General features: G+C 44.0%; 19 protein-coding genes and 1 tRNA gene. 4 read left to right on the top strand and 16 right to left on the bottom strand.

Annotated features, from left to right (window positions below):
• Positions 1-10020, bottom strand: coding sequence for an amino acid adenylation domain-containing protein (locus AC2CZC_RS08225; protein ID WP_484584448.1), 10020 nt, complete (start codon positions 10018-10020; stop codon positions 1-3).
• A gap of 917 nt (positions 10021-10937) precedes the next feature.
• On the opposite strand from AC2CZC_RS08225, the gene AC2CZC_RS08220 reads away from it, so the two are divergent.
• The 4 genes from AC2CZC_RS08220 (at position 10938) to AC2CZC_RS08205 (ending at position 14863) form a co-directional block, all read left to right on the top strand.
• Positions 10938-13418 (top strand): putative bifunctional diguanylate cyclase/phosphodiesterase, encoded by a 2481-nt coding sequence (locus tag AC2CZC_RS08220; RefSeq protein ID WP_484584447.1) that lies wholly within the window; start codon positions 10938-10940, stop codon positions 13416-13418.
• 43 nt (positions 13419-13461) lie between these two features.
• Positions 13462-13896: a zinc uptake transcriptional repressor Zur gene (gene zur / locus AC2CZC_RS08215; protein ID WP_046355917.1), complete on the top strand. Its 435-nt coding sequence runs from the start codon at positions 13462-13464 to the stop codon at positions 13894-13896.
• A 71-nt stretch (positions 13897-13967) separates the two neighbouring features.
• Entirely contained in the window at positions 13968-14435 is a 468-nt protein-coding gene (locus AC2CZC_RS08210; RefSeq protein WP_023400721.1) for a chemotaxis protein CheX, read from the top strand.
• Positions 14432-14863: a secondary thiamine-phosphate synthase enzyme YjbQ gene (locus AC2CZC_RS08205; RefSeq protein ID WP_237135600.1), complete on the top strand. Its 432-nt coding sequence runs from the start codon at positions 14432-14434 to the stop codon at positions 14861-14863. The genes AC2CZC_RS08210 and AC2CZC_RS08205 overlap by 4 nt, the downstream gene beginning before the upstream one ends.
• A 7-nt stretch (positions 14864-14870) precedes the next feature.
• Here the strand turns inward: AC2CZC_RS08205 and alr are convergent, their stop codons facing one another.
• From alr to AC2CZC_RS08130, 15 genes are all read right to left on the bottom strand, one after another.
• Entirely contained in the window at positions 14871-15953 is a 1083-nt protein-coding gene (gene alr / locus AC2CZC_RS08200; protein ID WP_484584446.1) for an alanine racemase, read from the bottom strand.
• A gap of 27 nt (positions 15954-15980) precedes the next feature.
• Positions 15981-17360, bottom strand: coding sequence for a replicative DNA helicase (gene dnaB, locus AC2CZC_RS08195; RefSeq protein ID WP_039607625.1), 1380 nt, complete (start codon positions 17358-17360; stop codon positions 15981-15983).
• A 128-nt stretch (positions 17361-17488) separates the two neighbouring features.
• The gene (locus tag AC2CZC_RS08190; RefSeq protein WP_484584445.1) at positions 17489-18433 is read right to left on the bottom strand and encodes a DUF4097 family beta strand repeat-containing protein; all 945 of its coding nucleotides are present in this window, start codon (positions 18431-18433) and stop codon (positions 17489-17491) included.
• Positions 18434-18443: 10 nt separating this feature from the next.
• Entirely contained in the window at positions 18444-18947 is a 504-nt protein-coding gene (locus AC2CZC_RS08185; protein ID WP_484584864.1) for a hypothetical protein, read from the bottom strand.
• Positions 18940-19485 (bottom strand): RNA polymerase sigma factor, encoded by a 546-nt coding sequence (locus tag AC2CZC_RS08180; protein WP_063361299.1) that lies wholly within the window; start codon positions 19483-19485, stop codon positions 18940-18942. Before AC2CZC_RS08180 ends, AC2CZC_RS08185 begins: the two co-directional genes overlap by 8 nt.
• A 254-nt stretch (positions 19486-19739) precedes the next feature.
• On the bottom strand, positions 19740-21566 hold the full coding sequence (locus tag AC2CZC_RS08175; protein WP_484584444.1) for a DUF7305 domain-containing protein: 1827 nt from the start codon (positions 21564-21566) through the stop codon (positions 19740-19742).
• A gap of 11 nt (positions 21567-21577) precedes the next feature.
• On the bottom strand, positions 21578-22135 hold the full coding sequence (locus AC2CZC_RS08170) for a PilW family protein (protein ID WP_484584443.1): 558 nt from the start codon (positions 22133-22135) through the stop codon (positions 21578-21580).
• Positions 22092-22559 carry a type IV pilus modification PilV family protein gene (locus tag AC2CZC_RS08165; protein WP_484584442.1) on the bottom strand — a complete coding sequence of 156 codons (468 nt, stop codon included), beginning with the start codon at positions 22557-22559 and terminating at the stop codon, positions 22092-22094. Before AC2CZC_RS08165 ends, AC2CZC_RS08170 begins: the two co-directional genes overlap by 44 nt.
• Complete coding sequence (locus AC2CZC_RS08160) at positions 22550-23011, bottom strand: GspH/FimT family pseudopilin (protein WP_484584441.1); 462 nt, start codon at positions 23009-23011, stop codon at positions 22550-22552. Before AC2CZC_RS08160 ends, AC2CZC_RS08165 begins: the two co-directional genes overlap by 10 nt.
• Positions 22998-23423, bottom strand: a complete 426-nt coding sequence (locus tag AC2CZC_RS08155; protein WP_484584440.1) for a type IV pilin protein — start codon at positions 23421-23423, stop codon at positions 22998-23000. The genes AC2CZC_RS08160 and AC2CZC_RS08155 overlap by 14 nt, the downstream gene beginning before the upstream one ends.
• Before the next feature lie 355 nt (positions 23424-23778).
• Positions 23779-24231: a 50S ribosomal protein L9 gene (gene rplI / locus AC2CZC_RS08150; RefSeq protein WP_039607618.1), complete on the bottom strand. Its 453-nt coding sequence runs from the start codon at positions 24229-24231 to the stop codon at positions 23779-23781.
• 36 nt (positions 24232-24267) lie between these two features.
• Positions 24268-24495 carry a 30S ribosomal protein S18 gene (gene rpsR / locus AC2CZC_RS08145; protein ID WP_005493466.1) on the bottom strand — a complete coding sequence of 76 codons (228 nt, stop codon included), beginning with the start codon at positions 24493-24495 and terminating at the stop codon, positions 24268-24270.
• An 11-nt stretch (positions 24496-24506) separates the two neighbouring features.
• The gene (gene priB, locus AC2CZC_RS08140; protein ID WP_039607617.1) at positions 24507-24836 is read right to left on the bottom strand and encodes a primosomal replication protein N; all 330 of its coding nucleotides are present in this window, start codon (positions 24834-24836) and stop codon (positions 24507-24509) included.
• A gap of 38 nt (positions 24837-24874) precedes the next feature.
• The gene (rpsF, locus tag AC2CZC_RS08135; RefSeq protein ID WP_023400735.1) at positions 24875-25216 is read right to left on the bottom strand and encodes a 30S ribosomal protein S6; all 342 of its coding nucleotides are present in this window, start codon (positions 25214-25216) and stop codon (positions 24875-24877) included.
• A 196-nt stretch (positions 25217-25412) separates the two neighbouring features.
• Positions 25413-25488, bottom strand: a tRNA-Gly gene (locus AC2CZC_RS08130).
• Positions 25489-25563 lie beyond the last annotated feature (75 nt).

Here is a 25563-nt window from a genome sequence, read left to right as displayed (position 1 = left end):
TTACAAGTCCATCTCTGTCATGGATTTATCATCAAAAGCTGCGCTGATATCGCGCCCGCTAACTATGTCACTGATAACTTCTACTTGGGTCGCACCGTGCATTGCCTGCTCAGGATCTGCCTTCAGCACACCAATGCGCTGAGCAAGTAAAACGACACTGCTAAAATCAAACACATCAGCCACGGTGCAACGCACTGCAAAATGTCGGTTAATCCGGGATATCAACTGCATTGCCATTACCGAGTTACCACCACAGTCAAAAAAGCTACTGTCTGTGCTCATCTGCTCTATGGGTAATAAGTCGATAAAATATCCAAGTAAAGTCTGCTCTATCTGGTTATCTGGAGCGCGATGGCGCGCTACATGGCCAGTTTCAAGCACTGGCAATGCAAGCGACTTAGTATCAATTTTGCCATTCGGTGTGCGAGGCCACTGAGCAAGCCAACTGACAAATTCTGGTACCATATAGCTGGGTAACTTCATCATTAAATGCTGACGAATGGCACTATACTCCCACTGCACACCTTGCTGTGGACAAGAAAGGCAAAACGCGCATAAATGGGCTGTGCCTGACTGGGCTGTTTTGACTAAGACACGCACATCATCATGACCGAGTAACTTGCGCAATTGATATTCAACCTCGGCCAACTCGATGCGATGCCCATGCAACTTCACTTGGTTGTCTAACCGCCCTTGCAACTCAAATCGGCCATCGGGTAAACATCTTGCTTTATCACCTGTTTTATATAGTCGTAAAGGCTGATGATTAACGGTGTGCGTTACGAAACACTGAGCAGTCAACTCTGCGCGATTAAGATAACCTTTTGCCAAGCCCGCACCACTTATCCAAAGCTCACCCCAAACACCAATGGGCAACGGCCCGCTTTGCTCGTTGGCCTGCTCAGACATGACAAACAATCCCGTATTCGCAATGCCATGACCTATGGTAATGTCATGTGCATCGGTAATGTGCGCAACGCTTGACCAAATGGTGGTTTCTGTGGGCCCATACATATTCCAAAGCTGAATATTTTGGTTCAACAACTTTTCTGCCAGACTTACAGTCAATGGCTCACCGCCACACAGTACTGTGAGTCCTGCAATACAATTAGGAGCAGCTTGAATAATAAGTTGCCAAAGCGTCGGAGTGGCTTGCATAAAGGAGATCTGCTGTCGCTCAATCAATTCTGAAATCGCCAACGGATCGCTACACGCGGCTTCACTGGCAATCACTAAGGTCGACCCAGAAATAATGGGTAAGAATAACTCCAATGCCGCAATATCAAATGCCATCGTTGTAATGGCTAACACATGGTCTTGCTGGGAAATACCGGGCTTCTCTTGCATGGAAAGTAAAAAGTTGACCAAAGCACCATGGCTAATTTCAACCCCTTTTGGACGACCGCTTGAGCCCGAGGTATAAATCACATAAGCACGCTGCTCACTGACAACCGCGCTTTTTGGTAATGTGCTTTGGTACGCTGCAATTTCACTGACTTCGAGATCAATATCGACACACATCATGCCCGTATCAACCATGGTTTTAATTTCCGCGCATGGCGCATCGCACAGCAGCAAATCAGCGTGCGCATCTGACAGCACTTCCCGTATTCGCGCTTGCGGGTAAGTAACATCAATGGGCAAATAAGCCGATCCCGCTTTTAACACGGCGAGCAAAGCGACCAACAGTTTACTGGTGCGTGATAAAGCAACCGCCACTAAACTACCCGCCCCTACACCTTGCGCCATGAGGTAGTGTGCTAATTGATTCGATTGCGCTTCCAACGCTTGGTAACTGAGCTCAGTAATATCATCTTTCACCGCTATTTTTTGCGGTGTGTTGAATGCCTGTTGCGACACCATTTCAATCAATGAATCACACTCAAACCCCAGAGAAGAATTGGCCAGTTGTGCAGATAACATCTGGTTATAGTCATCATCTTTTAGCAACTCAAACAAGTCGCTGTGCATAGTCTGCTCAGCACAGATGTTAGCCGCCATGAATAGCCAAGACTGCGCAAAACGCGCGAACATGTCATCATCATATCTATCACGTTGATAATCGAGTTCAAACCACCACTGCTCACCAATATTCAAGATATTGCAAGACACTTCAAACTGACCAAAACAGTTGTTATTTGCGACCGAGGTCGATTGCAAACCACTGAATTCAGGTAACCCTTGTACACGGTCAAAATTAAATACCGTACTTGGCATGATCCAATCTTGCTCACACAAATGGGCATAGGGAAGATGCTGATGTTCAAACCCAGTGAGCAATCTGTCTTGCACCTGTGCGACCAATTCACCAAACGTCATCGTCGCTGAGACATCCAGTTGCAACGGTAGCATATTGGTGCAATAGCCAAGTAAATGCGCGTCTAATATGTCGGCGTCTACATCAGGGGAGAGCAGTTGGCGATCTGAGACTGGTACATTGACAGCAATGCGCGTTTGCTCAGACAATTTATGTAACCAAGCCACATAACAGGCCAATAGTGTTGCAAACAATCCGCAACCTTGCGCTTTTGCAACAGATTGTAGGTTTTGCACCGCTTGCGTGCTCACTGGATACCTCAGTTGTTGCACTTGATAGTTAGGCTGAGCTTTCGCATCTCGCTTTAGTGGCAAAGCTAACTGCTCACTACCTGCTAGCTGAGCTTGCCAATATTGCGTATCTTCCCCATAAATATTTGTCTGGGTGTAATTTGACAACGCTTGGGCATATTCACCAAAGCTTGGCGCACTTGGGCAAGCAACTTGCTCATCTGAACTGTAGTTTTGAGCTATTTTTGCCAATACCAACTGTAGAGAAATACCATCACATACAATGTGATGGGCTACCACACTCAAGTAATGGTTATGCGTATTGTCACTCAGTAAATAGAAGCGGCACAGACCCCCTTGCTCAAAATCAAATGACTGATAACGCAGCTCAGACAAACGCTGCTCAACTTCACAAAGGGACTCCTCAGGCGCAATAGAGAGACACATGAGTTCGGGGGCTGCACGAGTGATATGTTTAAGTTCAGCCACATCGACGCCACAACTTAGTAAAGGAAAGCTGCTCACCACATGCGCTACAGCGCGTTTAAGTTTGTCCACATCCAGTGCACCAGCCAAGCCAATACTGGCCTGCAAATGATATGCAAGTGCTCCACTTGAACTGCGTAGCGCCAGTGCCAGCAGTTGACTTTGTCCTTGGGTAAGCTGACCCGCATTACTGTCACTGCGTACAGAATGAACTTGCTTTGCAACATCACCAAAATAACCCGCTTGCTGCAACGTGAGTGCACTGTCTTTGACAGCGCGAATGACAAACTCAATATCCTCATCACTGTGTGCGGCACTGATAAAGCAATTGCGCCCTTCCCAAATGAATACCCCACGATTCAATAACTCATAAAAGAACACGTCTAGATTCTGGCTAAATTGAAAGCGAAACAGTGATGAGAATGCATTGATAGCAATCGGAATAGCATGCGCTTGAAAAAATGCATTCAGCTGCTCTTTTAAGTAGGTGGTTTTGCGCGCAAGTTCAATTTGCAACTCAGGGCCCTGACGTTTGATCTCCTTGAGTACCGCAACCGCACTTGCCATGCTCAAAGGGTGCTTACAAAACGTGCCTGCAAAAAAGGTGGTATCCGCTTGCGGAAACGACTGATCGCCGTATTGCCACACACCGCCATCAATGCCATCAAGATATTCTTTACTACCTGCAACCACACCAATGGGCAAGCCACCACCGACAATTTTCCCGTAAGTGGCCATATCTGCTTGAATGTCGAGTAATCCTTGTACGCCACTTGGGTGAGCGCGAAAGCCTGTGATCATTTCATCAAAAATTAAAGCGATGCCCAAGCGCTTCGTTAACGCTCTAAGCTGCTTTAAAAACTCGAATGGTTGAAGCTCAGGGTGGCGACTTTGCACAGGTTCAACTAACACGGCCGCTATCTCATGGCCATGTTGCTTTATCTGTTCAAGCGCAGAAAAGTCACCGTATTTAAGCACTAAGTTATCGGCAACGGTTTCGTGGCGTACCCCCGAACACATTGGCTCCACACGCTCACCACCCGGCGCGACAGCCGCCAATGTGCCATCAAAATGGCCATGATAAGCGCCTTCAAATTGAACAATGCGTGGTCGTTTAGTTTTATTTCTGGCAAGCCTCAATGCCGTCATCACCGCTTCAGTGCCCGAGTTGCAAAATGAGACTCGCGCCAAGCCTGTCAACTCACTGATAAGTGAAGCCGCCTCACAAGCTTGCGGGCTTGCAAGCCCTAACTGAATGCCACGTTCTAATTGCTGAGCAATTGCCGCATTGATAAATGAGGGCTTATGACCAAATAAATTCACCCCAAAGTCCATGGTAATATCGATATATTCATTGTCATCAATATCCCAAATTCGAGCACCCTCGCAGCGTTTGGCAAAAATGGGGTAAAGCATTTCTTTGCTCGATAACCTAAACCCAGCTGATGCGCGGCAATCGGCAAGATGCGACCTGTGCTGAGAGACCAGCCGCTTAGAGGCTGCTGTCTTTTGGCAGTACTGCGTGCTGAGCGCCTCACTGTGCTGACGTATTTCCTCAGTACCTGCTTGCCGCTGCAGCTGCTTGGCTTGAAAACCAGGCAGTACAGATGCCACCGATTGATGAGTCGACTCACTTGTTAAAGGCGTGACTTTTGAGTCTGCACAATGTGCTTGAGCGGCCGTTGAAAGCGTTGATTTATCTCCAACTTCTCCCCTTGGTTGCTGCCCAAGCCATGCCAACTGCTGTGCGGTGACATCGGATACACTGAGCTGTGCAGCATCACTGTTGACGCTCGCGGCAGCTTGCAGCTGTGCAGTACAAATACGCTCAATCAGGTGGCTATTATCAGATGCATTGATAGGGAAGCTTTCTAATCGTGGACTTGCAGCCTGTGGCGGCGTATTTTCCTCAACAGCATCTATTTCAGGCGTCAAATAATCACTATGTTGCGCTACATAGGCGACTAAGTTGGCTACTGTGCTCAACTCTTCATAAAACTGCCGCACACTGAACTCTAAATCGAACTGTTTTTCGAAAATGCGTACAGCCCGCATTATCATCAAAGAATCCACGCCCATTTCTAGCAGCGCCAAGTGCGGATCGATTTGCACAGCATCCATCCCCAGCTCTTTTGCCAAAGTAGATAAAATAAATTCTTCAATGGCTTGCGCCCTGTGAAGTTCATCTGTCACAGGCTGGGGTTGTATGGTGTTAGAAACAGTTGTTGATGATGGCTCTATTGCACTCATCCAGTGCGTATGTTTATCAAATGGATACTGAGGTAACGGCAAGCGCTGGGGATTAGACTCAGATAAAGATGTGTAAAAATCCTGCCACTTAATGTCAAAACCAAGCTCATATAGATTGGCAATACACTCACCCAAGCGCTCGCGCTCATCACCCTTATCACGCAACACGGATAGGTAAGTCGCTTCGATACGTGGCAAATTCTCTTGGATCAAGCCACTTAAAATCGGTTTGGGGCCAAGCTCAATCAAACACATCGATGTCAGCTCATGCAACGACTGCAAGCTGGCATCAAATCGCACTGGTTGCGTAATTTGCTCACACCAATAATTGGCGTCAGTGATTCTGTCTTGCTCTACTTTGCCTGTCACTGAAGAAACAAACTCCAGTGTCGGCTTATGCAAAGTGACCGAGCCGACCACCTTGGCAAATGCCTCTAACATGGGCGCCATGAGTGGCGAGTGGAACGCTGCCCCCGTATTCAGGGCTTTGTAGCGGACTTCCATAGCCGTTAACTGTTGACTAATGTGTGTGATCGCATCCATGCTGCCAGAAAAGACCACGCCCGCTTCCCCATGATAGGCAGAAATAGCAGCTGTATGTGTATGCTCAGCAATAACAGACTGCGCTTGATCAAGAGTGCACCTAGCAGCAATCATTTGGCCACCGGCATCTAATTCATGCATTAGGGTCGCCCGCGCGCTCACCAACTTAAGTGCATCAGCCAAAGACATCACACCGGCAATGCAGGCTGCTGCATATTCACCAACACTGTGACTGATCAATAAATCAGGGAAAATACCTAATGAATTAAGTCGTTTTGCCATCGCATACTCAACAGCAAAAATGGCGACTTGGGTCCAGCGAATGTGATTTAATTTTTCATGATGTGCCTCAGCGTAGAGCACGTCAGTTAAACGCTCATCATAATGCGCAAGCAACAGAGACTCACATTCATCTATTGCCGCTTTAAACACAGCATCAGATTGATACAGTGCTTTGCCCATATTCGGGTATTGGGCGCCCTGCCCGGTGAATAAAAACACCACTTTTGACGGGCTGACGCTCTGATCCACTGGCATCATAGACACGTCAGCAACATTCAGTTGCTGCACGAGCGCTTGCTTATCTATGCCATAAAACGCTTTTTTAACCCCTTTTAAGGCAGGTGATACCGATACTTGCGCAATCAAATCAGCACTTGCTTTATCACCGAGGTTTGCCAACTGGCGTGCAAACTGTTTTGCCCAGCTTGATAGTGCCTGTGACGATTTTGCAGCCAGTGGCAATACGTAGCAGCTAGGCTGTTTCACCGCTTGATTATGCACAGCTTTTCCCTTTGGAGGCGGCGCCATAATGACATGCGCATTGGTCCCGCCAAAACCAAATGAACTCACCGCAGCTAAACCCAGTGTGCCCTCATTGGTTGGCCAAGGCGTATCTCCGGTTGGGATCGAAATAGCGTATTTTGACCACGGAATATGGCTATTAAGCGTCTCGCTATAACGCTGCGCAGGGATCTGCTGATGTTTAAAGCACAGCAAGGTTTTGATAAGCCCTGCCAAACCTGCTGCCGACTCTAAATGACCAATATTGGCCTTGATTGACCCCACCAACAATGTGTTGCTGCGCTGCTGACCGTATACCTGTTGCAGAGCTGACACCTCAATAGGGTCGCCTAATTTTGTCCCAGTGCCATGTGCTTCCACATATTCAATATCTTGTGCAGTAACACCAGCATGCGCAAGCGCAGATTGGATCACTTGCTGCTGTGCCCGGCCATTGGGCGCAGTGATCCCATTACTGCGCCCGTCTTGATTGACTGCACTCCCTTTGATCACGCCATAAATCGGGTCATTGTCTTCGATGGCTTGCGATAAAGGTTTTAGTAAAATAGAACCAACGCCTTCGCTGCGCACATACCCATTGGCACTGTCAGAAAACGTCTTGCATCGCCCATCGGCTGCCAGCATCTGCGCGTTATCACATGCTTGCGATACATCATCACTCAAAATCAGGTTAACACCCGCTACCAATGCCTGAGGTATATCGCCGCTTCTCATTGCCTGTATAGCATGATGCAGTGCCACCAGCGACGAGGAACATGCCGTATCAATCGCAAGGCTAGGGCCGGTAAAGTTGTAAAAATACGATAGTCGATTTGCAGCGATACTCAGCGCATTACCCGTACCGAGATAGGCGGTACTTTTTTGCACTTGCTGTGAGAGTGAAAAGTAGTCACTTTGTGAAATACCAACATACACCCCCACCTTTAAGCCAACCAATTGCGCTGGCATATACCCTGCGGATTGAATTGCATGAAACGTGTTTTCCAACAGCAGACGTTGCTGAGGGTCAATGTGTTTCGCTTCACTTGGGGAAATACCAAAAACCGTGTGGTCAAATTCAGCAATGTCATCTAGATACCCGCCTAAACGCTGTGCATTCACATCAGCACACAATTGTTGGCGGTGCTCACTTGGGGTACTAATGGCCTCCTGCTCAGTGCTTAATAACTGCCATAGTTCATCTAGGTTATTGGCTCCTGGGTATCGGCACGCCATGCCAATGACAGCAATATCTGTCTCTTGCTCCTCAGCACTGGAGGTAGCTTTATTTTGTGACTCGTCACGCGATTGCGCTTGCTTACTTTTTGATTCTATATATAGATTTTCTTTACTAGATTGAGTCAGCGCGGCTTTTACTTCGTCAAATTGACAAAGATATTGAGCAAGCTCACTAATGCTTGGGTACTCATACAAAATGGTCGACTCAAGCTCGATGCCATGTAGTTCAATCAACTCCCCAGAAATGCGCACAGCCTTCATTGAGTCCACCCCCAAGGATAAAAAGGAGGCATCCACATCTAACTCTGTGTGTTCTACACCGACTTCTATGGCGATGATAGTTTGTAGTAGCTGGCACGCACTGCGATATAAAGCTTGATCTGATTTAAGCTGTGTATTTTTAGCAGCTAAGGGCGCGGTTTGCTTGTCTGGTTGTCCTGATTTATACGCTGCTAAAACCTCAAAACGCCCTTGTTCATAGTGTGCTTTATTTTCTTGGCGTTGCACCTTGCCGCTGGAGGTTTTGCACAAACGGCCAGGCTTGATCAAAACCACATCATAAGGCGCTATGCCATGCTGTTCGACAATGGCACTGATTATTTTGTCTATCACTTGTTTGTGATCTAACTTGCGAATAGCGGTGCGTTTAACTTGCTGTACAACAACCAATTTATCTTCATTATCAGCATGCACATAAAAAGCTGCGCCGCCATTGCTCTCAAGTGCACTATCACTTTCACTGACCGTAAGCTCAATATCTTGCGGATAATAATTTTTGCCACGGAAAATCAATACATCTTTAGAACGCCCTGTAACAAAGAGTTCATGCTGCTGTAAAAAGCCCAAATCACCCGTACGTAAGTAAGATCCGCTTTCTTCACCTGCGATAGTCGCTTGGAAAATGGCTTTTGTTTGCTCAGGCTTATTCCAGTAACCTTTAGCGACACTCGCCCCTTTCACCCAGATCTCGCCAACTTCCCCTTCTTTGCAGCGCTTTAGTGTGCTTGGCGACACGATAGCAACTTCATGCTCACACCATGTATGGCCACTAGACACAGCTTGATAAGCTGACGACTCAGCATTGTTCCCATTTTCGATGATGTGTTCCTGTATTTTAGCCACACCATCCAGCATTTTGTCATTATCGAGAGTCAAAATTATCGGCTCGCTAAGCAAGGAGCCACCCGTTGCAAAAAGTGTTGTTTCAGCCATGCCGTAGCATGGAGACAAACTCTCTTTACGTAATCCACATTGCTTAAATTTTTCGTAAAAACGCTTGAGAGTGCTGGCGCGAACAGGCTCTGCACCATTTAGAGCTGATTGCCAATGGGATAAATCAAGCTCTGCTAATTCTTCTTCTTTGATGGTATCAACACACAAGTCGTAGGCAAAATTAGGCGCACTGGATGTCACCCCTTTAAACTCAGTCAGTAATTTGAGCCAACGCAGTGGTTTTTGTAAAAAGTAGGTAGGATTCATTAAGCACGCTGGCGCACCAACATAAATTGGCTGCAATATGCCAAAAATTAATCCCATATCATGAAAGTGAGGCAACCAGCTGACGATTGGCGTCTGGCTACTGTGGCCAAAGGCCACCTTCATCATTTCTTCGTTATCGATAATATTATCGTGGGTGACCATAACCCCCTTTGGTGCCCCAGTAGAGCCAGATGTATATTGTAAAAATGCTAAATCTTGACCCTTTACTGAAATGGCTTGCCAATCACGCTTAACGTCACACGTTATGGTATCCGTTGTAAACAATGCCAAGTCATTGAGACTGGCTTCTGACTCAAACAATGGACGTGCGATTTCATTCACTTTCTCAGAGGTCAACACACCTTTAGCGCCAGCATCCTCAATAATGCTTCGTAGCCGTGTAATATTTTGATTCTTTTTTGGCGGGTACACAGGGACAGCAATAATCCCTGCGTATAGACACGCAAAAAACGCTTCGATAAACGCAAAGCCTGAGTTATATAGCAAAAGCGCGCGATCACCTTGTTCAAAATGTGCACTTAGGTGTTGTGCTATTTGTCTAGCCCGTTGATCTAGCTGCTGATAAGTCAATGATTGACTGGGAAGGTCGTCGGAGAAAAAATATTGGTACGCAGTGTCACCACCACGAGTATTCGCTAATGTAACTAACGCAGTCACTAAGTCTGTTTTCATGCCATGCCCACAAAAAGAGTGATTAAGTGATCTCTGTGCTAGGATCTGGCCGCTCGACAGGCTTTGTGTTCTATGCAATGAAGGCTGTTACCGCAATCCTAGCTCTAACCACAAAATTGAAAAAAATTAATCAATTTAAAATTTACAACGAACTAACAACCGCGAGACATATAGCTTATCACTGCTATGCATACGCTTGTAGACGCGCAAAAAAAGAAGGTTAATTAACTTCTAAACACTGCAAGTTAAGTTAATAGACTACACCTTTTACCACTTCCTAAAAACCAATAAAACATTGATTAAAAAGGATTATAAATAAAAGAAAATGCTACTCATGCAGGCAAGACAACTAGACAACAATACCCATTACCTAAAAATCAGAATATTCTTTATTAATTCAATACTGCCATTAAGATGCTATCACACAAAATGAAAAAATAAATCAAAATTACCAAAAATTAACAATTGGATAAGATATAACCTTTGGTAAAGTTTAAACTTTGTGGAACAGTGCTGCCCAAGTTAGCACTTTTTGCATGTTGTTCCAGACTTTGTTTTTAAACACATTACGTTATATCAAACAGCTATCATTTTTAGTTTCACACCCCATCCAGTGATTAGCCTAGCAATGCTACATGAAGGCTATTTGACATAAAGAGACACAACACAAAAATTCATCTTAGTAATGAATAGATACCAGCGCTGTCAAATATTTATACTTAAATCAGCCATTGCTATCTGTTTAATTAAACTATACTGAAGCTAGGATAGCCGCAGTCTGAAAGGGTAACTGCTTAATTTAACAGTGAGTACTTTAATGGCCTTAACAGATTGCAACCCATCGTCATTAACGGATTAAACAATGTATAGCGACGTTTTTGCTGCCGAGATAGGCAAACGGCAGTAAAGGAATGAAAATGGATAAAGTATATTCAATCAACCTCAAGGTTTGGTTAACGCTCCTTTCCACGCTCTCGGCAGCTATATTTGCATTCGTGCTTATCATTTTTAGTTTTGGCGTTAAAAAAGATTTTATTGTTGAGCAGACAATCTCCACTTCGACGCAATTTTCAATGAATATGGTGTCGACTTTGCAAAATGGTAGCCCTGATGCTGTTCGTGCAAAAATAAGCGCTCCCACTTTTATTTCTCCACCGCCTGTTACGCTGGTAACAGATAAAGCGCTTAATATTTTATATAGCTCAGAGAAAAAGCATGTTGGTTTAAACGCTCAGGCCTTATTTCCACTTATCGACAAGGTAAAAATTGTCCAAGATAACACAGCGTTATCATATTACTTTGATGAAGGCACAAACATTTTAGCGACCTCGCAAATTGTTCCATTCACGGACACGCCAAGCAATGATGCCAATTCATCCCAATTCATTTATAGCCAATATGATCTCACTGATACGTTTGCACAACTGTTACAGCACTACAACCACAATGCTTGGTTTATCGTTTTTGCAATTGTATTTGTCTCATTATTAGCATTACTGGTGACCTATTGCTTTATTCATCGCCCCATTTCAGCCCTAGTGCAATATAGTAACCAATTAGGGGATTTTAAATTCATTCGAGAGCACAGCATTGATGGACACGGAGAACTAAAACTATTAGCAAACAATATTGCACGCGCTTCGTATGCGCTGGAACTCGGTTTTAAACAGCAAAAATACGCAGAGCAAACAGCCATAGAACAACACAGTATGCTGGAAGGTATTTTTTCTGCACTGCCGGATATCTTTTTTATCATTGATAAACAAGGCAAAATCTTAGAATGCCATTACAGTAATAGTGAAAACCTTCCCATGCCCGAAGTGCAATTTGTCGGTCAAAAGCTGGTAGATATACTCCCTTCGCATGCAGCCAAACACTTTATCAAAGCCATCTCAACCATTGAGCAAAGCGGTCAGCTAACGCAAATAGATTACAAACTAGAAAGCACAAAAAACAGTAAACATTTTGAAGCGCGCTTAAATGCGATCCCCAATTCACATAAATTAGTTATTGCAGTCAGAGATATCACCGATCAGAAGCGCCAAGAAGAAGTCATTCTCAAGCATGCTTTTTACGATACGCTCACCAACCTACCCAATCGCTTTTTAGCACTCGACCGCCTTCAGCAAATGATCCACGAAGCTAAACGTAACCACCAACTCATAGCAGTCGGATTTATTGATTTAGATGACTTTAAAAAAGTAAACGACTCGATGGGCCATGAGGTAGGAGATAAAGTACTTATCCACTCGGCAAGCGTGTTAAAAAGTGCGTTGCGAAAACACGATACCGTTGCGCGCCTTGGCGGCGACGAATTTATATTATTACTTGGGGATATTCACACTCACCATGATATCACCGCAATCGCAACTAAGCTGGTACAACTATTTCGTTCCCCTTTCGAAATAGATGAACGTGCGTTCACTATCTCTTTAAGTCTTGGTATTACAGTATTTCCTGACGATGCAGATTCTCCGAATGAGCTATTAAGAAAGGCTGATTCAGCCATGTATAGTGCAAAACAAATGGGCAGAAATACCTTTTCATTTTTCACAGAGAGTATGAGCCAAGATCTCAATCGTCGATTAAAATTAGAAGATCAAATGCGTGGCGCGCTAGAAAAGGGAGAGTTTTCAGTCTATTTTCAACCACAATATGATTTATCTAATGGCTTTGTCGTTGGCGCCGAAGCGCTACTACGCTGGCATAATGAAGAACTAGGCTGGATCTCTCCAGCAGAATTTATTCCGCTTGCAGAGCAAACCGGGTACATCATCGAGCTTGGTGAATTTGTGCTAGAGCAAGCGATTCTGCAAATTGCGCATTTACAAACAGTATACCCTCACCCATATCGTATTGCCGTCAATTTATCTCCACGACAATTCAAAGATCCTAACCTAGTCAATACCATTAGTGCTCTGATCCACAGGCATAAAATCGACACTCAGTATCTTGAGTTAGAGATCACTGAAGGCGTGCTGCTTACCGGTGATGCGCTGGTTAAAGATGCCCTATTTGAATTTCATCAACTAGGTGTCATTGTCTCTATGGATGATTTTGGCACTGGGTACTCGTCTTTAAACTATTTGCGTTTATACCCATTTGACGTAGTGAAAATAGACCAGAGCTTTATCTTTGACATGCACACCAGCGAACAGGTAGAGCAACTTGTCAAAACCATCATCACCATGGCCCATAATTTAGGTATAAAAGTAATCGCCGAAGGCATAGAAACCCAGCTACAATTAGATACTTTAGCCGCACTTGGTTGTGACTTGGGCCAAGGTTACTTTTTAGGTAAACCTATGTCAAAAATTGATTTTGAAGCGTGGTTAGCGCAATATGCACAACAACCTTTGAATATTGAGAATAAATCCTTGTCGATACAAGACTATTAAATTGAATATGTTAGTATTGAGAAGTAGTGTAAGGATTTAGAATATGAATATAGAACTACTCGTTACAAAAGCTAAGCAAGTCTGCGACAATCGCGGTGCGCGCTTCACACCTATCAGAGAGAAAGTGTTTCGCTTGCTCGCGACAAAACAAGGTGGTGTTGGTGCATATGATTTGCTCGAAGAGTTAAAAATAACAGAAAGCAGCGCCAAACCTGCTACAGTGTATCGCGCATTAGACTTTTTGTCTGAGCTAGGTTTCATCCATAAAATCGAGAGCACAAACTCATTTATGTTGTGTCACCACTTTGATCATATCCACCCTGTCCAACTCCTGATTTGTGATAGTTGTGGGCATGTTCAAGAGTTGCATTCTGGTGCCATCTCTCATGAGTTAAATAATTTATCAGCTGAAAAAGGCTTTAAAGTAAAAGCACAGACAATCGAAGCCCATGGGCTATGTGAAAAGTGCCAAGAGTAGTGCAGCTAACAAAAAAGCCACTACACTTAAACTAATGTCTGTTATAACGAATAAAACAAGGGACCTAAAATATGAATGTTGAGTTCATCAACCCTTTTTTATCTTCACTAATAAATGTATTAGCGACCATGGCGCAAACAGAGTTGACGCCTGGTAAGCCAAAGATAAAAAAAGATGAAGTCGCCCGTGGGGACGTATCTGGATTAATTGGTATGGTTGGCCCACAAACCAAAGGCTCTTTTTCAATTACGTTTGATGAAAGCCTCGCGCTTGCCATCATGGAAAGAATGCTTGGTGAACGACCGGAAAAAATCAATGAAGAAGTCACAGATATGGTTGGTGAAATAACCAACATGGTTACCGGTGGCGCTAAGAATTTACTCGGCGAAAAAGGTTATGACTTTGATATGGCAACACCGCTTGTTGTATCTGGACCTGGTCATACGATTACGCATAAATGTGAAGGGGCAAAAATTATTATGCCATTCACCTCAGAAGATGGTAACGCAAATATAGAGGTCAGCTTCGACAAGCTATGAGTTGGCACCAATCTGTGATCACACTGAAGCCTCGAGCACGAGGCTTTCATCTTATTGATGACGAATTACTTACCCAAATTCCCCAACTGAGCTATTACAAAGTTGGTTTACTTCATTTATTTATTCAGCATACATCAGCTAGTCTTACTGTGAATGAAAATGCGGACCCAACTGTACGCATGGATATGGAAAGTCATTTCAATCATTTTGTTCCACAAAACCAACACTATTACCGTCATGACTATGAGGGTGATGATGATATGCCAGCCCATATAAAGTCCAGCACACTCGGTTGTGAAGTGACTATCCCTATTTATCAAGGACAGCTTAATTTAGGCACTTGGCAAGGGGTGTATTTAGGTGAGCACAGAGATCATGGCGGACCGAGGCGCGTTGTTGCAACGCTGCAAGGTCAATTGCTAGAGTGAGCGCAGCTCACTCATCACAGTATTCATAGCTCACACGAGGTGTAACGTTACAAAGCAGCTCGTATGGGATCGTATCCGCACATACGGCAACCTCTTCAACGGGGAGTGTTGGCCCCCACATTTCTACTTCGTCACCCACTGCTATCTGCGCTTCATTACTGCCGATATCGACACTTATCATGTCCATAGATACGCTGCCAACGATGCCATAGCGTTGACCTTTTATTACCACAGGTGTGCCTTGCTTTGCGTGACGAGGATAGCCATCACCATAACCCATAGCAACGACCGCAAGCGTTGTCGATTGCGCACATTGCCAACGTCCACCATAACCAACACGATCGCCCTGAACGACATGCTTTATCGCAATAACACGGGTTTTCAGACGCATGACAGGTTTTAACTTATGATCTGTACCTACTTTTTCTAACATAGGTGATACACCGTACAACATCAGTCCAGATCTCACCCAATCAAAATGCGCATCAGGCCAACCAATTACCCCTGCAGAATTTGCCAAACATAGCGCTTCGTTCGTCCCAGATACAATTTCAGCAAATAAATCTATCTGCGTTTGAGTAAAGTCATTGCCCACATCATCCGCACACGGAAAATGCGTCATTAAATTCACCGCAGGTTTAACATTATCGCACTGCTTTAAACGCCGATAAAAGTTGTCAAATTGCTCAGGCTCCACACCCAAGCGGTGCATGCCTGTATCAACTTTCAACCAAACTGACAATGGCATATCCAGATCGCTTTGCTCAATCGCTACTAGCTGGCTCTCATCGTGCACAACGGTCTCAAAGTTATTGGCAAGGAGAATGGGTAAATCGCTCGGATCGAAGAAGCCTTCAAGTAAAATAATTGGCTTGGTTAAGCCGCCAGCACGCAGTGCCAATGCTTCATCGATCCGTGCCACGGCAAAGGCATCTGCATCAGACAAGCACTGAGCAATTTTAACTAAACCATGCCCATAGGCATTGGCCTTTAGCACCGCCATCACTTTTGAATGAGGCGCGATTTTTTTTACGCGCGCCAAATTGTAACGCAGTGCAGGTATATTTATTTCAGCTGTGGCTAAACGCATTGCCAGTAACCCTCATTACTTCTGGGCTTAATACTCATCATCCATGGCAGGCCCAGCATAATTATCAAAACGAGAGTATTGACCTTGGAAGGTTAACCTAACCTTACCAATTGGACCGTTACGCTGTTTACCTATGATAATTTCAGCAGTGCCTTTGTCTGGACTGTCATCGTTATATACTTCATCACGATAAATAAACATGATTAAGTCGGCATCCTGCTCGATTGACCCTGATTCCCTCAAATCTGAGTTAACTGGGCGTTTATCTGCACGTTGCTCTAGGGTACGGTTAAGCTGAGAAAGGGCAATAACAGGACACTCAAGTTCTTTTGCTAATGCTTTTAATGAACGAGATATTTCTGCGATTTCCAAAGTACGGTTATCAGATAAGCTAGGTACACGCATAAGCTGCAAGTAGTCCACCATGATCATACTGATCCCGCCATGATCTCGGGCGATACGACGTGCTCTAGAACGCACATCAGTAGGCGTCAAACCCGATGCATCATCAATATACATTTGCCCTTTTTCCATTAAAAGGCCCATAGTAGACGATAAACGCGCCCAATCATCATCATCTAATTGACCTGTTCTCACCTTAGTTTGGTTAATACGGCCAAGTGATGCCAACATCCTCATCATGATCTGTTCCGAGGGCATCTCTAGTGAATAGATGAGTACAGGTTTATCCTGCGTCATTGCGGCGTGCTCAGCTAAGTTCATCGCAAATGTGGTTTTACCCATCGATGGACGCGCTGCAACAATAATCAGATCTGACGGCTGTAAACCCGCGGTCATCTGATCTAAGTCTGAGTAGCCAGAGCTCACCCCAGTTACACCATCTTGTGGAGACTGATAAAGCTCTTCGATTTTGTCTATGGTCTTTTCCAAAATACTGTGAATATTTTGCGGACCTTCAGTACTCTTACTGCGCTGCTCTGCAATTTTGAAAACTTTACTTTCAGCCAAATCCAGTAAATCGTGACTTGTTCGCCCTTCAGGGTTAAAGCCCGCTTCTGCAATTTCATTGGCAACTGAGATCATCTCTCGAACAACGGCACGTTCACGCACAATACTGGCATAAGCATCAATATTGGCGGCACTTGGCGTGTTTTTGGCAATTTCAGCCAAATAAGCGAATCCACCAATCGAGTCTAATTGGTTGTTCTTTTCCAAGTTCTCAGAAATGGTAATCAGATCTATCGGCTGACCAAGCTCAACGAGTTTAGTCATGGCTTCGAAGATCAGTTTATGCGTGCGTGTGTAAAAGTCTTGTGCAACAACTAGTTCCGCAACGCGGTCAAATGCTTGGTTATCAAGCATTAAGCCCCCTAAAACAGACTGCTCTGCTTCGATGGAGTGCGGTGGAACTTTTAGTGTATCGACTTGTTGATCAGGTTTGGCCATAGTACGACAAAAACAAATGAGTGGATTTGTTATTGTAACCTTAAAACAGATAAAACTGAATGCTGATGAGCTCAGTGATGGGGCTAATCGTCAAAAAGTACTGGCCCAACAGAGTTGGGCCGAAGTCCTTAGCGATGTTTTTTCAGCTCGATGCGACCACTAACTGTGTCTATTTCAATATCAGCATCACCTGAGCCGATTGTGAATTCGAGCTCTCTGGATGGGCCATACTTTGCTTTGTGTACTTTATCATTACTCAGCTCATTTGAGATTTTACCACCCGCATGCGCATCAATATCAAACTTGGCAGAAATATCTGATGGGAAATATAACTCAGCATCTCCACTGACTGACTCGAGGTTCACTCTGGCATTAGGTAGTAATTTAGCAACTTTAACTTCAATTTCGCCGTTAACAGTATTCAGCCTTAGCTCTTGCAACTGCGCAATCTCAAAATCGACCTCTCCATTGACATTTTCTAGTCTAATTTCTGTTGCCTGCGTTTTACTTTCAATAGAACCATTTACCGCATTGAAGCGCACCTTGCCCTTTGAGCCGATGTCTTCGATGTCGCCATTGACCGTTTCATAACGAATACGACCGTCTAAATCTTTACTAACAATGTCACCATTGACCGTTTCAAGGCGCACTTTGCCACTGATCTGAGCTGCTTTAATGTCACCATTAACCGTTTTTATATAAGCACCCGCCATTAACTGAGCGGCTTCAACATCAACTTGTACACCTTCAAACACCAATTCACTTTGCTTTGGCATGAAAACTTTAAGTTCAGAGCCATCATGTTGACGTCCCCAATTTCTTGAGCTCGAGGGCATCTTCACAATAAACTTTGTCTTGCTGCCCTGACTCTCAAGTTTATAGCCTTTAGCATCTTCATCTAGCTCACCCACCACTTTAAATGCGGGCTTGTCCCATGTCTTTATTTCTACATGGCCACGTTGATTTTCAATGTAAACCTTGCCATCTAATGGAATTTCAATCTCTTTATCAATCTTCTCACCCGCCAACGTCGCCAAAGGGAACATGGCTAAACTCAACATCAATGCTTTCATCCTACTTCTCCTAAATTTCTTGCCAACGAGGTTGATGAACTCGCTCTATTAAATCTAATTGTTGCTGATAAACCTGAGCTAACATCTGCAATAAAGCGGCATTTTGCGTATCATTCTCAAGCGCAAGCTTAATCGCTTGCTCAGCTTCTTCTAATTCTTGTAACTGTACTTGCCAATCATTTGTCAATGCTGGTTGGTTGCCATACTGAACCAGTAAAATTTGCTTTTGTTGCTCAAAATACTGGCTCATTTGCACCATATTGTTTTGTTCGGGCATACTCAGACTAAAGTACATCACACACATACCAATACAGGTTGCAGCAGCAAGCGCTGACATTTGACGCCAAACCCCACTCCCCTTAGCCGCTTCGTTAATATGCACCGTATCTGGTTGTGCATTGATAGCTTTATCAATACCTTGCCAAAGTGGTCGCTGAGGTTCAGGCAAATCTTGTTGCTGCTGTGCTTTGCTCACTTCTTGAGACAAAAACTCATCAAATGTTGGCTTAGTCATTTTCATACCACTCCTGTAACAACTTTTTTGCCCTGTGGTACTGAGATTTACTCGACCCCACAGCCATACCTAGCATCTCGGCGATTTCTTCATGACGATAGCCTTCCACACCATGTAGTACGAATACCAGTCTGGCTCTTTCTGGAAGCCTAAGCACTAGCTTATCCAAGCCGTTTAAATCACCGCACAAAGCAATCCCCGCTTCATCCATACCACTGTTTTCAAAGCTAACCACTTTTTGTAACCAGTTTTTATGCTTACGCAAATAACTAATCGCAATGTTTGATGTGACACTGTGCAGCCACGTCGTAAATTTAGACTTGCCATCAAATTGCGAAATCTTATGCCATAGCTGAACGAACACTTCCTGGCTGGCATCTTCAGCGTGAGCCTGATCAGCAAGTAACCTTAAGCACAAGGCATAAACGCGCCGGTGACATTGCTCATATAAAGCCGCAAATGCCGCTTGGTCGCCCTGCTGAGTGCGCTTAACCAACTGTTCAAGCTCATCACAAGGATGTATGGCGTCAACTAACATATTTTAATTCCTTTACCGCAAGGCAATGATAATGACATAACGAAGCAAAAAAAGAAGTGTTTAAATCCAGTTTTAACATACGCTTATCTGGCCTATCGTCTAAAATCACATCAGGCCCCCGCAGTGCCTTTCATAATTGGTAAGACGCAGCGTAATGAGAAAAGGTTTAAATTAAATTGAAATGTTTTTAATAAGATAAGCACAGCAGGTGCTGAGAGCGCTATTTGGGTGTGAATAAACCTCTCACCGATGAATTACTCACTCTTACTGGTTTCTTCTGTATCATCAGTAAACTCTTCAGGGTGTTTATAGCGCCACCCTTTAAACTCCAATTTTGCGGGCTCTTTCACCGTACCGCCATTGCCAAGCTTAAGATCTTTCAACGCTTCATCAAAATGAATACCGCTACCGCCATTCGCTTCAATCGTCGCACCGCGCACAGTACCAAAAAACTGTCCACTGCCGTTCATAGAAATTGAGGTCAGTGGTGCGTAGATCACCGCATATAAAGATGACGTGCCACTGACAATAATGCCATTTTTGTTATCTGCACTATTGTCATTGGGGTCAGGCTTATAGGATGAGAAAATATTGAATGTGCCAAGTCCGCTTGCTGTTATACCTGGATCTTCTGTGATAACTTGGGCACTGGCGCCTAACCTCACTTTACCCGTCACAAAAATGGTCAAACTAGCGCCAGCCGCAATATTTAAACGACTATTACCTGTCATGACAAAATCACCGTCAATCAACCAAATAACATCCCCACCAATCACATTTGGTTCCCCAACAGGTTTAATATCCACGACACCATCACCGCCAATGGTCAAGTTTTTCATGCCATAAACATATTCCCTGTTTTCATCAATCCTGCCATGAACTTGTTTGTTGACCCCAAATAAATAGATGTCAGTTTCGGTTGAGTCTTGCTGTTTAACTACCTCGACACCATTGTATTTAATGTGCTCTAACTTGCTTGATTGAGGTCTAAACGTATAAATATGCTTAGATTTAACTTCAACATTCTCATAGCCGTTATTATCAATGATGATATCAGGCATATTGCTAGGCAGCGCAAGTGGGTCGCATTCATCAACCGTTGTTTCGTCATGATTCGGGGAGTTCGGGTCATACACACGCACAGCTTCTACATTGGGATTAACTTTAAATTTTTCTGCGGTGTAATATACGCCATCTTGAGAATGCTCCGTGGCTAACTCAAACTTACCTGTGCCGCCATACTGGATATCAAAAGGGTCATTGAACTCGTTGAGAATATCAGCCCCCCAAAGCATTTCTACATTCCCATTAGCACGCACAACACCGGTAATGTCACCGCCTCGATGAATGATGAAACCTTGCGTCAATGCATCCCCTTGAACTCGAACACCACTACCATGTGAGATATCAATGCCCGTGTTGGATTGCACATTACCAATAACAGGCGATGAGCCCTTGAGGTACAAGACGCCTGAAGCTTTAACATCTCCTCGAATCGGCGAGTGTCCAGAGAGCACCACATCTGAGTCGCCAATCACGGTATTCACATCACCGTTATCGCTTTTGGTATCCTCGTAGCTACCAGATTTGGAGTCATAGCTATCCACCAAGCCACTACCAGATAAATTCACCCCTTTACAGCCTGTTACCGGGTTATTAAAAACCGGCTCAACAACAGCATCTGTAAATTCAAAAACCGCCACCATATTATTAGCTGCGTCGTCACCATATTTGTTACCCAGGCTACCTACTTCAATGATACCTGCCTCAGGTGAGGTGATCGTTGTTGAAAATTGGCCATCTCCAGTCGCTTGATTATTTATACCTGTAACATTCCCTAATACATCAGCCAATGTCGCTGAGGGGTTGATCGTGGTCGCATAATCGTTCAAATCGTCGGCAGTCGCAAACACGCCTTTTTCAGCTTGCAAGCGCGCATTCAAATCTTTTTGGAAGTTACCGCTCAATCGTTCTTGTACTATGGTGTCTTTCATAGACGTAAACACCACCACACTGGCCATGGTGCTTAATAACATGACCTTAATGAGTGTAAATCCCGATTGTCGCGAAAAACGTTTCATTAGCCCTAGCCTTATGGGTTCGTAAATACGGCTTTATCAAGCACGAGACGATTTGCCGCAATATCAATTTGAATGCCATTCTCAAATTGCTTTGGCATATCTGTTGGCTTGACGGTTATACTGGTTAATATGCCATTCTGTACAAAACTCAATGCCTCTACGCCTCGTAACAGCTGTACCGCACCGTCACCTATATCACAGGTTAAATAGCCGTTAGACAATGTGTATAACTCAGAATAATCTGCCGCTGGTACGCTGCCATCACATGCAAGCTGCAAGGCTTTTTGATGGACTCGTAAAGCCGCACCAACTGCTTCAACCTCTGGATTCTGGTGAGTCTGTTTAATGCTTCGCGTCATCACTTGACTGGTATAGCGGATCACCTCTTGCGCATGCGATAGCTCTTTACTTGCCACTACGGTACTTTTAATCGCCGTGTATGACATGGCAACCCCTGAAAGCAAAAACAACCCTGCTGCCATCGCAACAAGGAGCTCAATTAACGTATAACCACACCCTTTAAATTTAGTTACAAGGGCTTGCTGGCGTTGGCGCTGGTACATATACATAACTGGCTACTAGTGTAATTTGATTCAAGAGATTATTCTGGTTGTCATTTTGTACTCGACTATCATCCCAACTAACCGTAAATGTAACGTCCCGTTGATCGGGTGAGTTACTAATTAAAGCCGGATCATTGTATCTAGCAGGCGAGATACCGAGTGTAAACCGAGTATCCGCAGGATGTAATCTGGAAACGTTTACTTTACTCATCGTCACTAAGTCTTGATCAACATGCTGAAAATGACAGAGGTCTGTCCACATTCGTTCAATTGCATTTTGTCCATGCACCAGTGCCAAGGTATAGTTAAAACTATTATTAGCAAATTGCAGTGACTTCAACTGCGCCCCTGCCAATCCCAATAAAGCCACACCGGCGATCACAATGGATACCATTACTTCAATTAATGAAAAACCCTTTTCTAAACGCAATTTTCAGCAGCCTCACCAATCCAACTCTGACCGCTTCTTAATATACATAAACGGTAATCAAGCGTGCTATTGTCATTATCACTCACTAAGATATTACTCACTTGGTTAATCTCACCTGTCGATCTTATCTCACGATCGACTAACTCTACCTGAATAGATTCGTGTCCAATTGTAAACGTGCGTAATGTTTTTTCTTCTCCATCCACCAAGGTGTTCACCAGCCACTGTGAATTTTGCTTGACCAATCTAACTGACTGCTCTCTTTTTACCGCTTCACTGCGCGCATATTGATATACGCTGTTTAATTGATGAATATTTGAATCAACACGGTCTTGCTTAATGTAGTTAACAACCGAGGGCATCGCCAAACTTGCAAGCACAGCAACCAGCGCAACACAGACAAGCAACTCGATTAAAGTAACGCCGCGCTGTTTTGACTTACCAACACTCATCAGCTGGCCCATCTGAGAGCCCTTTACCCTGCTCATCTAATCTTAACGTACCGCATATATCTGATACCTGAGTAGTGTCCGTCTTAGGCGTAGCACTGATACTAAATCGTAAATTTCTATATGTGCCTACTGCACCAGCGGGTTTACCAAGTGGCGTATAACGTAAATCATAATGTGGATGCACTTTGGTTATGGTGTATTCACTTCTATCAGGGTAGCCACCATTTCTCGAATAAATACGCTCCAATTTTACTGCTTCTTGATACATTAACTGTTGTACATCAGCTCGATTGCCCTTTCGTAAGTAATCTAAATAGCTGGGTAACGCAATACTCGCAAGGACAGCAATCAGCGCAACCACCATCAGTAATTCAATTAACGTAAAGCCACGCACACTACGACGATTAAACATTATTCTCCAAATTCAAATGATAACGCTGTCATATTTTTCAAAATACCACTGTATGATATTTGGACAGCAAAAAAAAGTATCTAATAAAAAAGAGTTAACTAAATTATCACAAATCAACTTTATATAAAATGGGTACGATATTACATGACATTACTAATGTGTACCTATCATTTTAATATATAGGCGCCATTTTGCCGTATTTGTGATTTAGATTAATTTTTCAACTTGTATGCATGAATCTTCCGTAATCAATCACGATATTCATCGCTTTTTTATACTGAAAATTTATGTCGTTGTAATTTTTTCAGGGGAGGGATAAAACCGCACACTGGGTGTGCGGTTTACGCTTAATAAATTAAGCTTCTGCGATAACGATAACTTTGATAGTTGCCGTTACGTCAGAGTGTACTTGGATAGCTACGTCGAACTCACCAGTCTCACGGATAGTACCTAGAGGTAGGCGAACTTCAGCTTTAGCTACTTCAACACCAACTGCAGAAATCGCGTCAGCGATGTCACGAGTACCGATAGAGCCAAATAGCTTACCTTCGTCACCCGCTTTAGAAACTAGAGTAACTTCAGCTAGTGCTTCAAGTTTTTCAGCACGAGCTTGAGAAGCTGTTAGTTCTTCTGCGATTTTTGCTTCTAGCTCAGCACGGCGAGCTTCGAAAGTTTCGATGTTAGCTTTGTTTGCAGGAACTGCTTTACCCTTAGGGAATAAGAAGTTACGTGCGAAGCCAGATTTAACAGAAACCTGGTCACCTAGGTTACCTAGGTTAGCGATCTTGTCTAGTAGAATAACTTGCATGTCTCTACACCTTTTAAAAACTATTAATCAGCCGGCTTACTTGTGTAAGTCAGTGTACGGAAGAAGGGCTAGGTAGCGAGCACGCTTGATAGCTGCTGCTAGCTGACGCTGGTACTTAGCGCTTGTACCTGTGATACGGCTAGGTACGATTTTGCCACTTTCAGTTACATAGTTTTTAAGAGTAGCTAGATCTTTGTAATCGATTTGTTGTACGCCTTCTGCTTTGAAACGGCAGAACTTACGACGTCTGAAATAACGTGCCATGAGTAATTTCCTCAATTAATTCTTTCAATATGTTGTGCATGAAGTACAAGCTGACTCAAGCCATTTCGGCTCTCGTGGCGATTTAAAAATCCCCTCACTTGCAACCCTTGCCCAACGTATAAATGCTCTAGTTGATTTCGAAATTTATCACCGCTAGCAACAACTTGAATTCGCACATAACTATTACGGTTAAGGTCGGCTTCAATTTGCATCGACTTATGTTCTAAAACAAAAATACAATGCGCAATGCCAGCAGGACTTTGACTATATTTTGGTGTTTTGCAAACAATCCCAGATAAAACGAACTGGTTTGTATAAGGGTCTGCCTGAGTTTGCACCAATTACCTCTGGAGGTGAGTCAAATCCGAATCAATAACGATTAAGCAGATGCTGCTTCTTTTTTCTCTTCTTTAGCAAGAGGAGAAGCTTCTGTTACAGCGTTCTTAGTACGCATAACTAGGTTACGTAGCACTGCATCGTTGTAGCGGAAAGAAGTTTCAAGTTCGTTGATTACTTCAGTTGGCGCTTCAACGTTCAAAAGAACATAGTGTGCTTTGTGAAGCTTTTCGATTGGGTAAGCCAGTTGACGACGACCCCAGTCTTCTAAACGGTGGATAGTACCGCCAGCTTCAGTGATAGAACCAGTATAACGCTCGATCATACCTGGAACTTGCTCACTTTGGTCTGGGTGAACCATGAATACGATTTCGTAATGACGCATGGATATTCCTTACGGTTAGTATAGCCTCGTCCCGTTTCGGCCGGCCGGGTTAAGGCAAGGAACGACTAATATGGCCGAAAGAGCGCGTATTTTACGCATAGTGCTAAAAATAAGCAATCTTTTTATGCAAGAAATCAGGATTAATAGAGAAAAAAGTTATAAGAATTTGAAAAATAGAAAATAGTAGGGAGAGAGTTGGAGCGGCACACGAGGTTCGAACTCGTGACCTCGACCTTGGCAAGGTCGCGCTCTACCAGCTGAGCTAGTGCCGCTTCATAGGTTGCTCTAAATTGTCCGCTGGAGCGCGACAGGTCGCGTCTAACGTTTTAGCAGCTGAGCTAATGCCG

The sequence above is a fragment of the Pseudoalteromonas sp. MMG033 genome (assembly GCF_057197785.1).
This window is presented reverse-complemented; position numbering and strand designations above follow the sequence as displayed.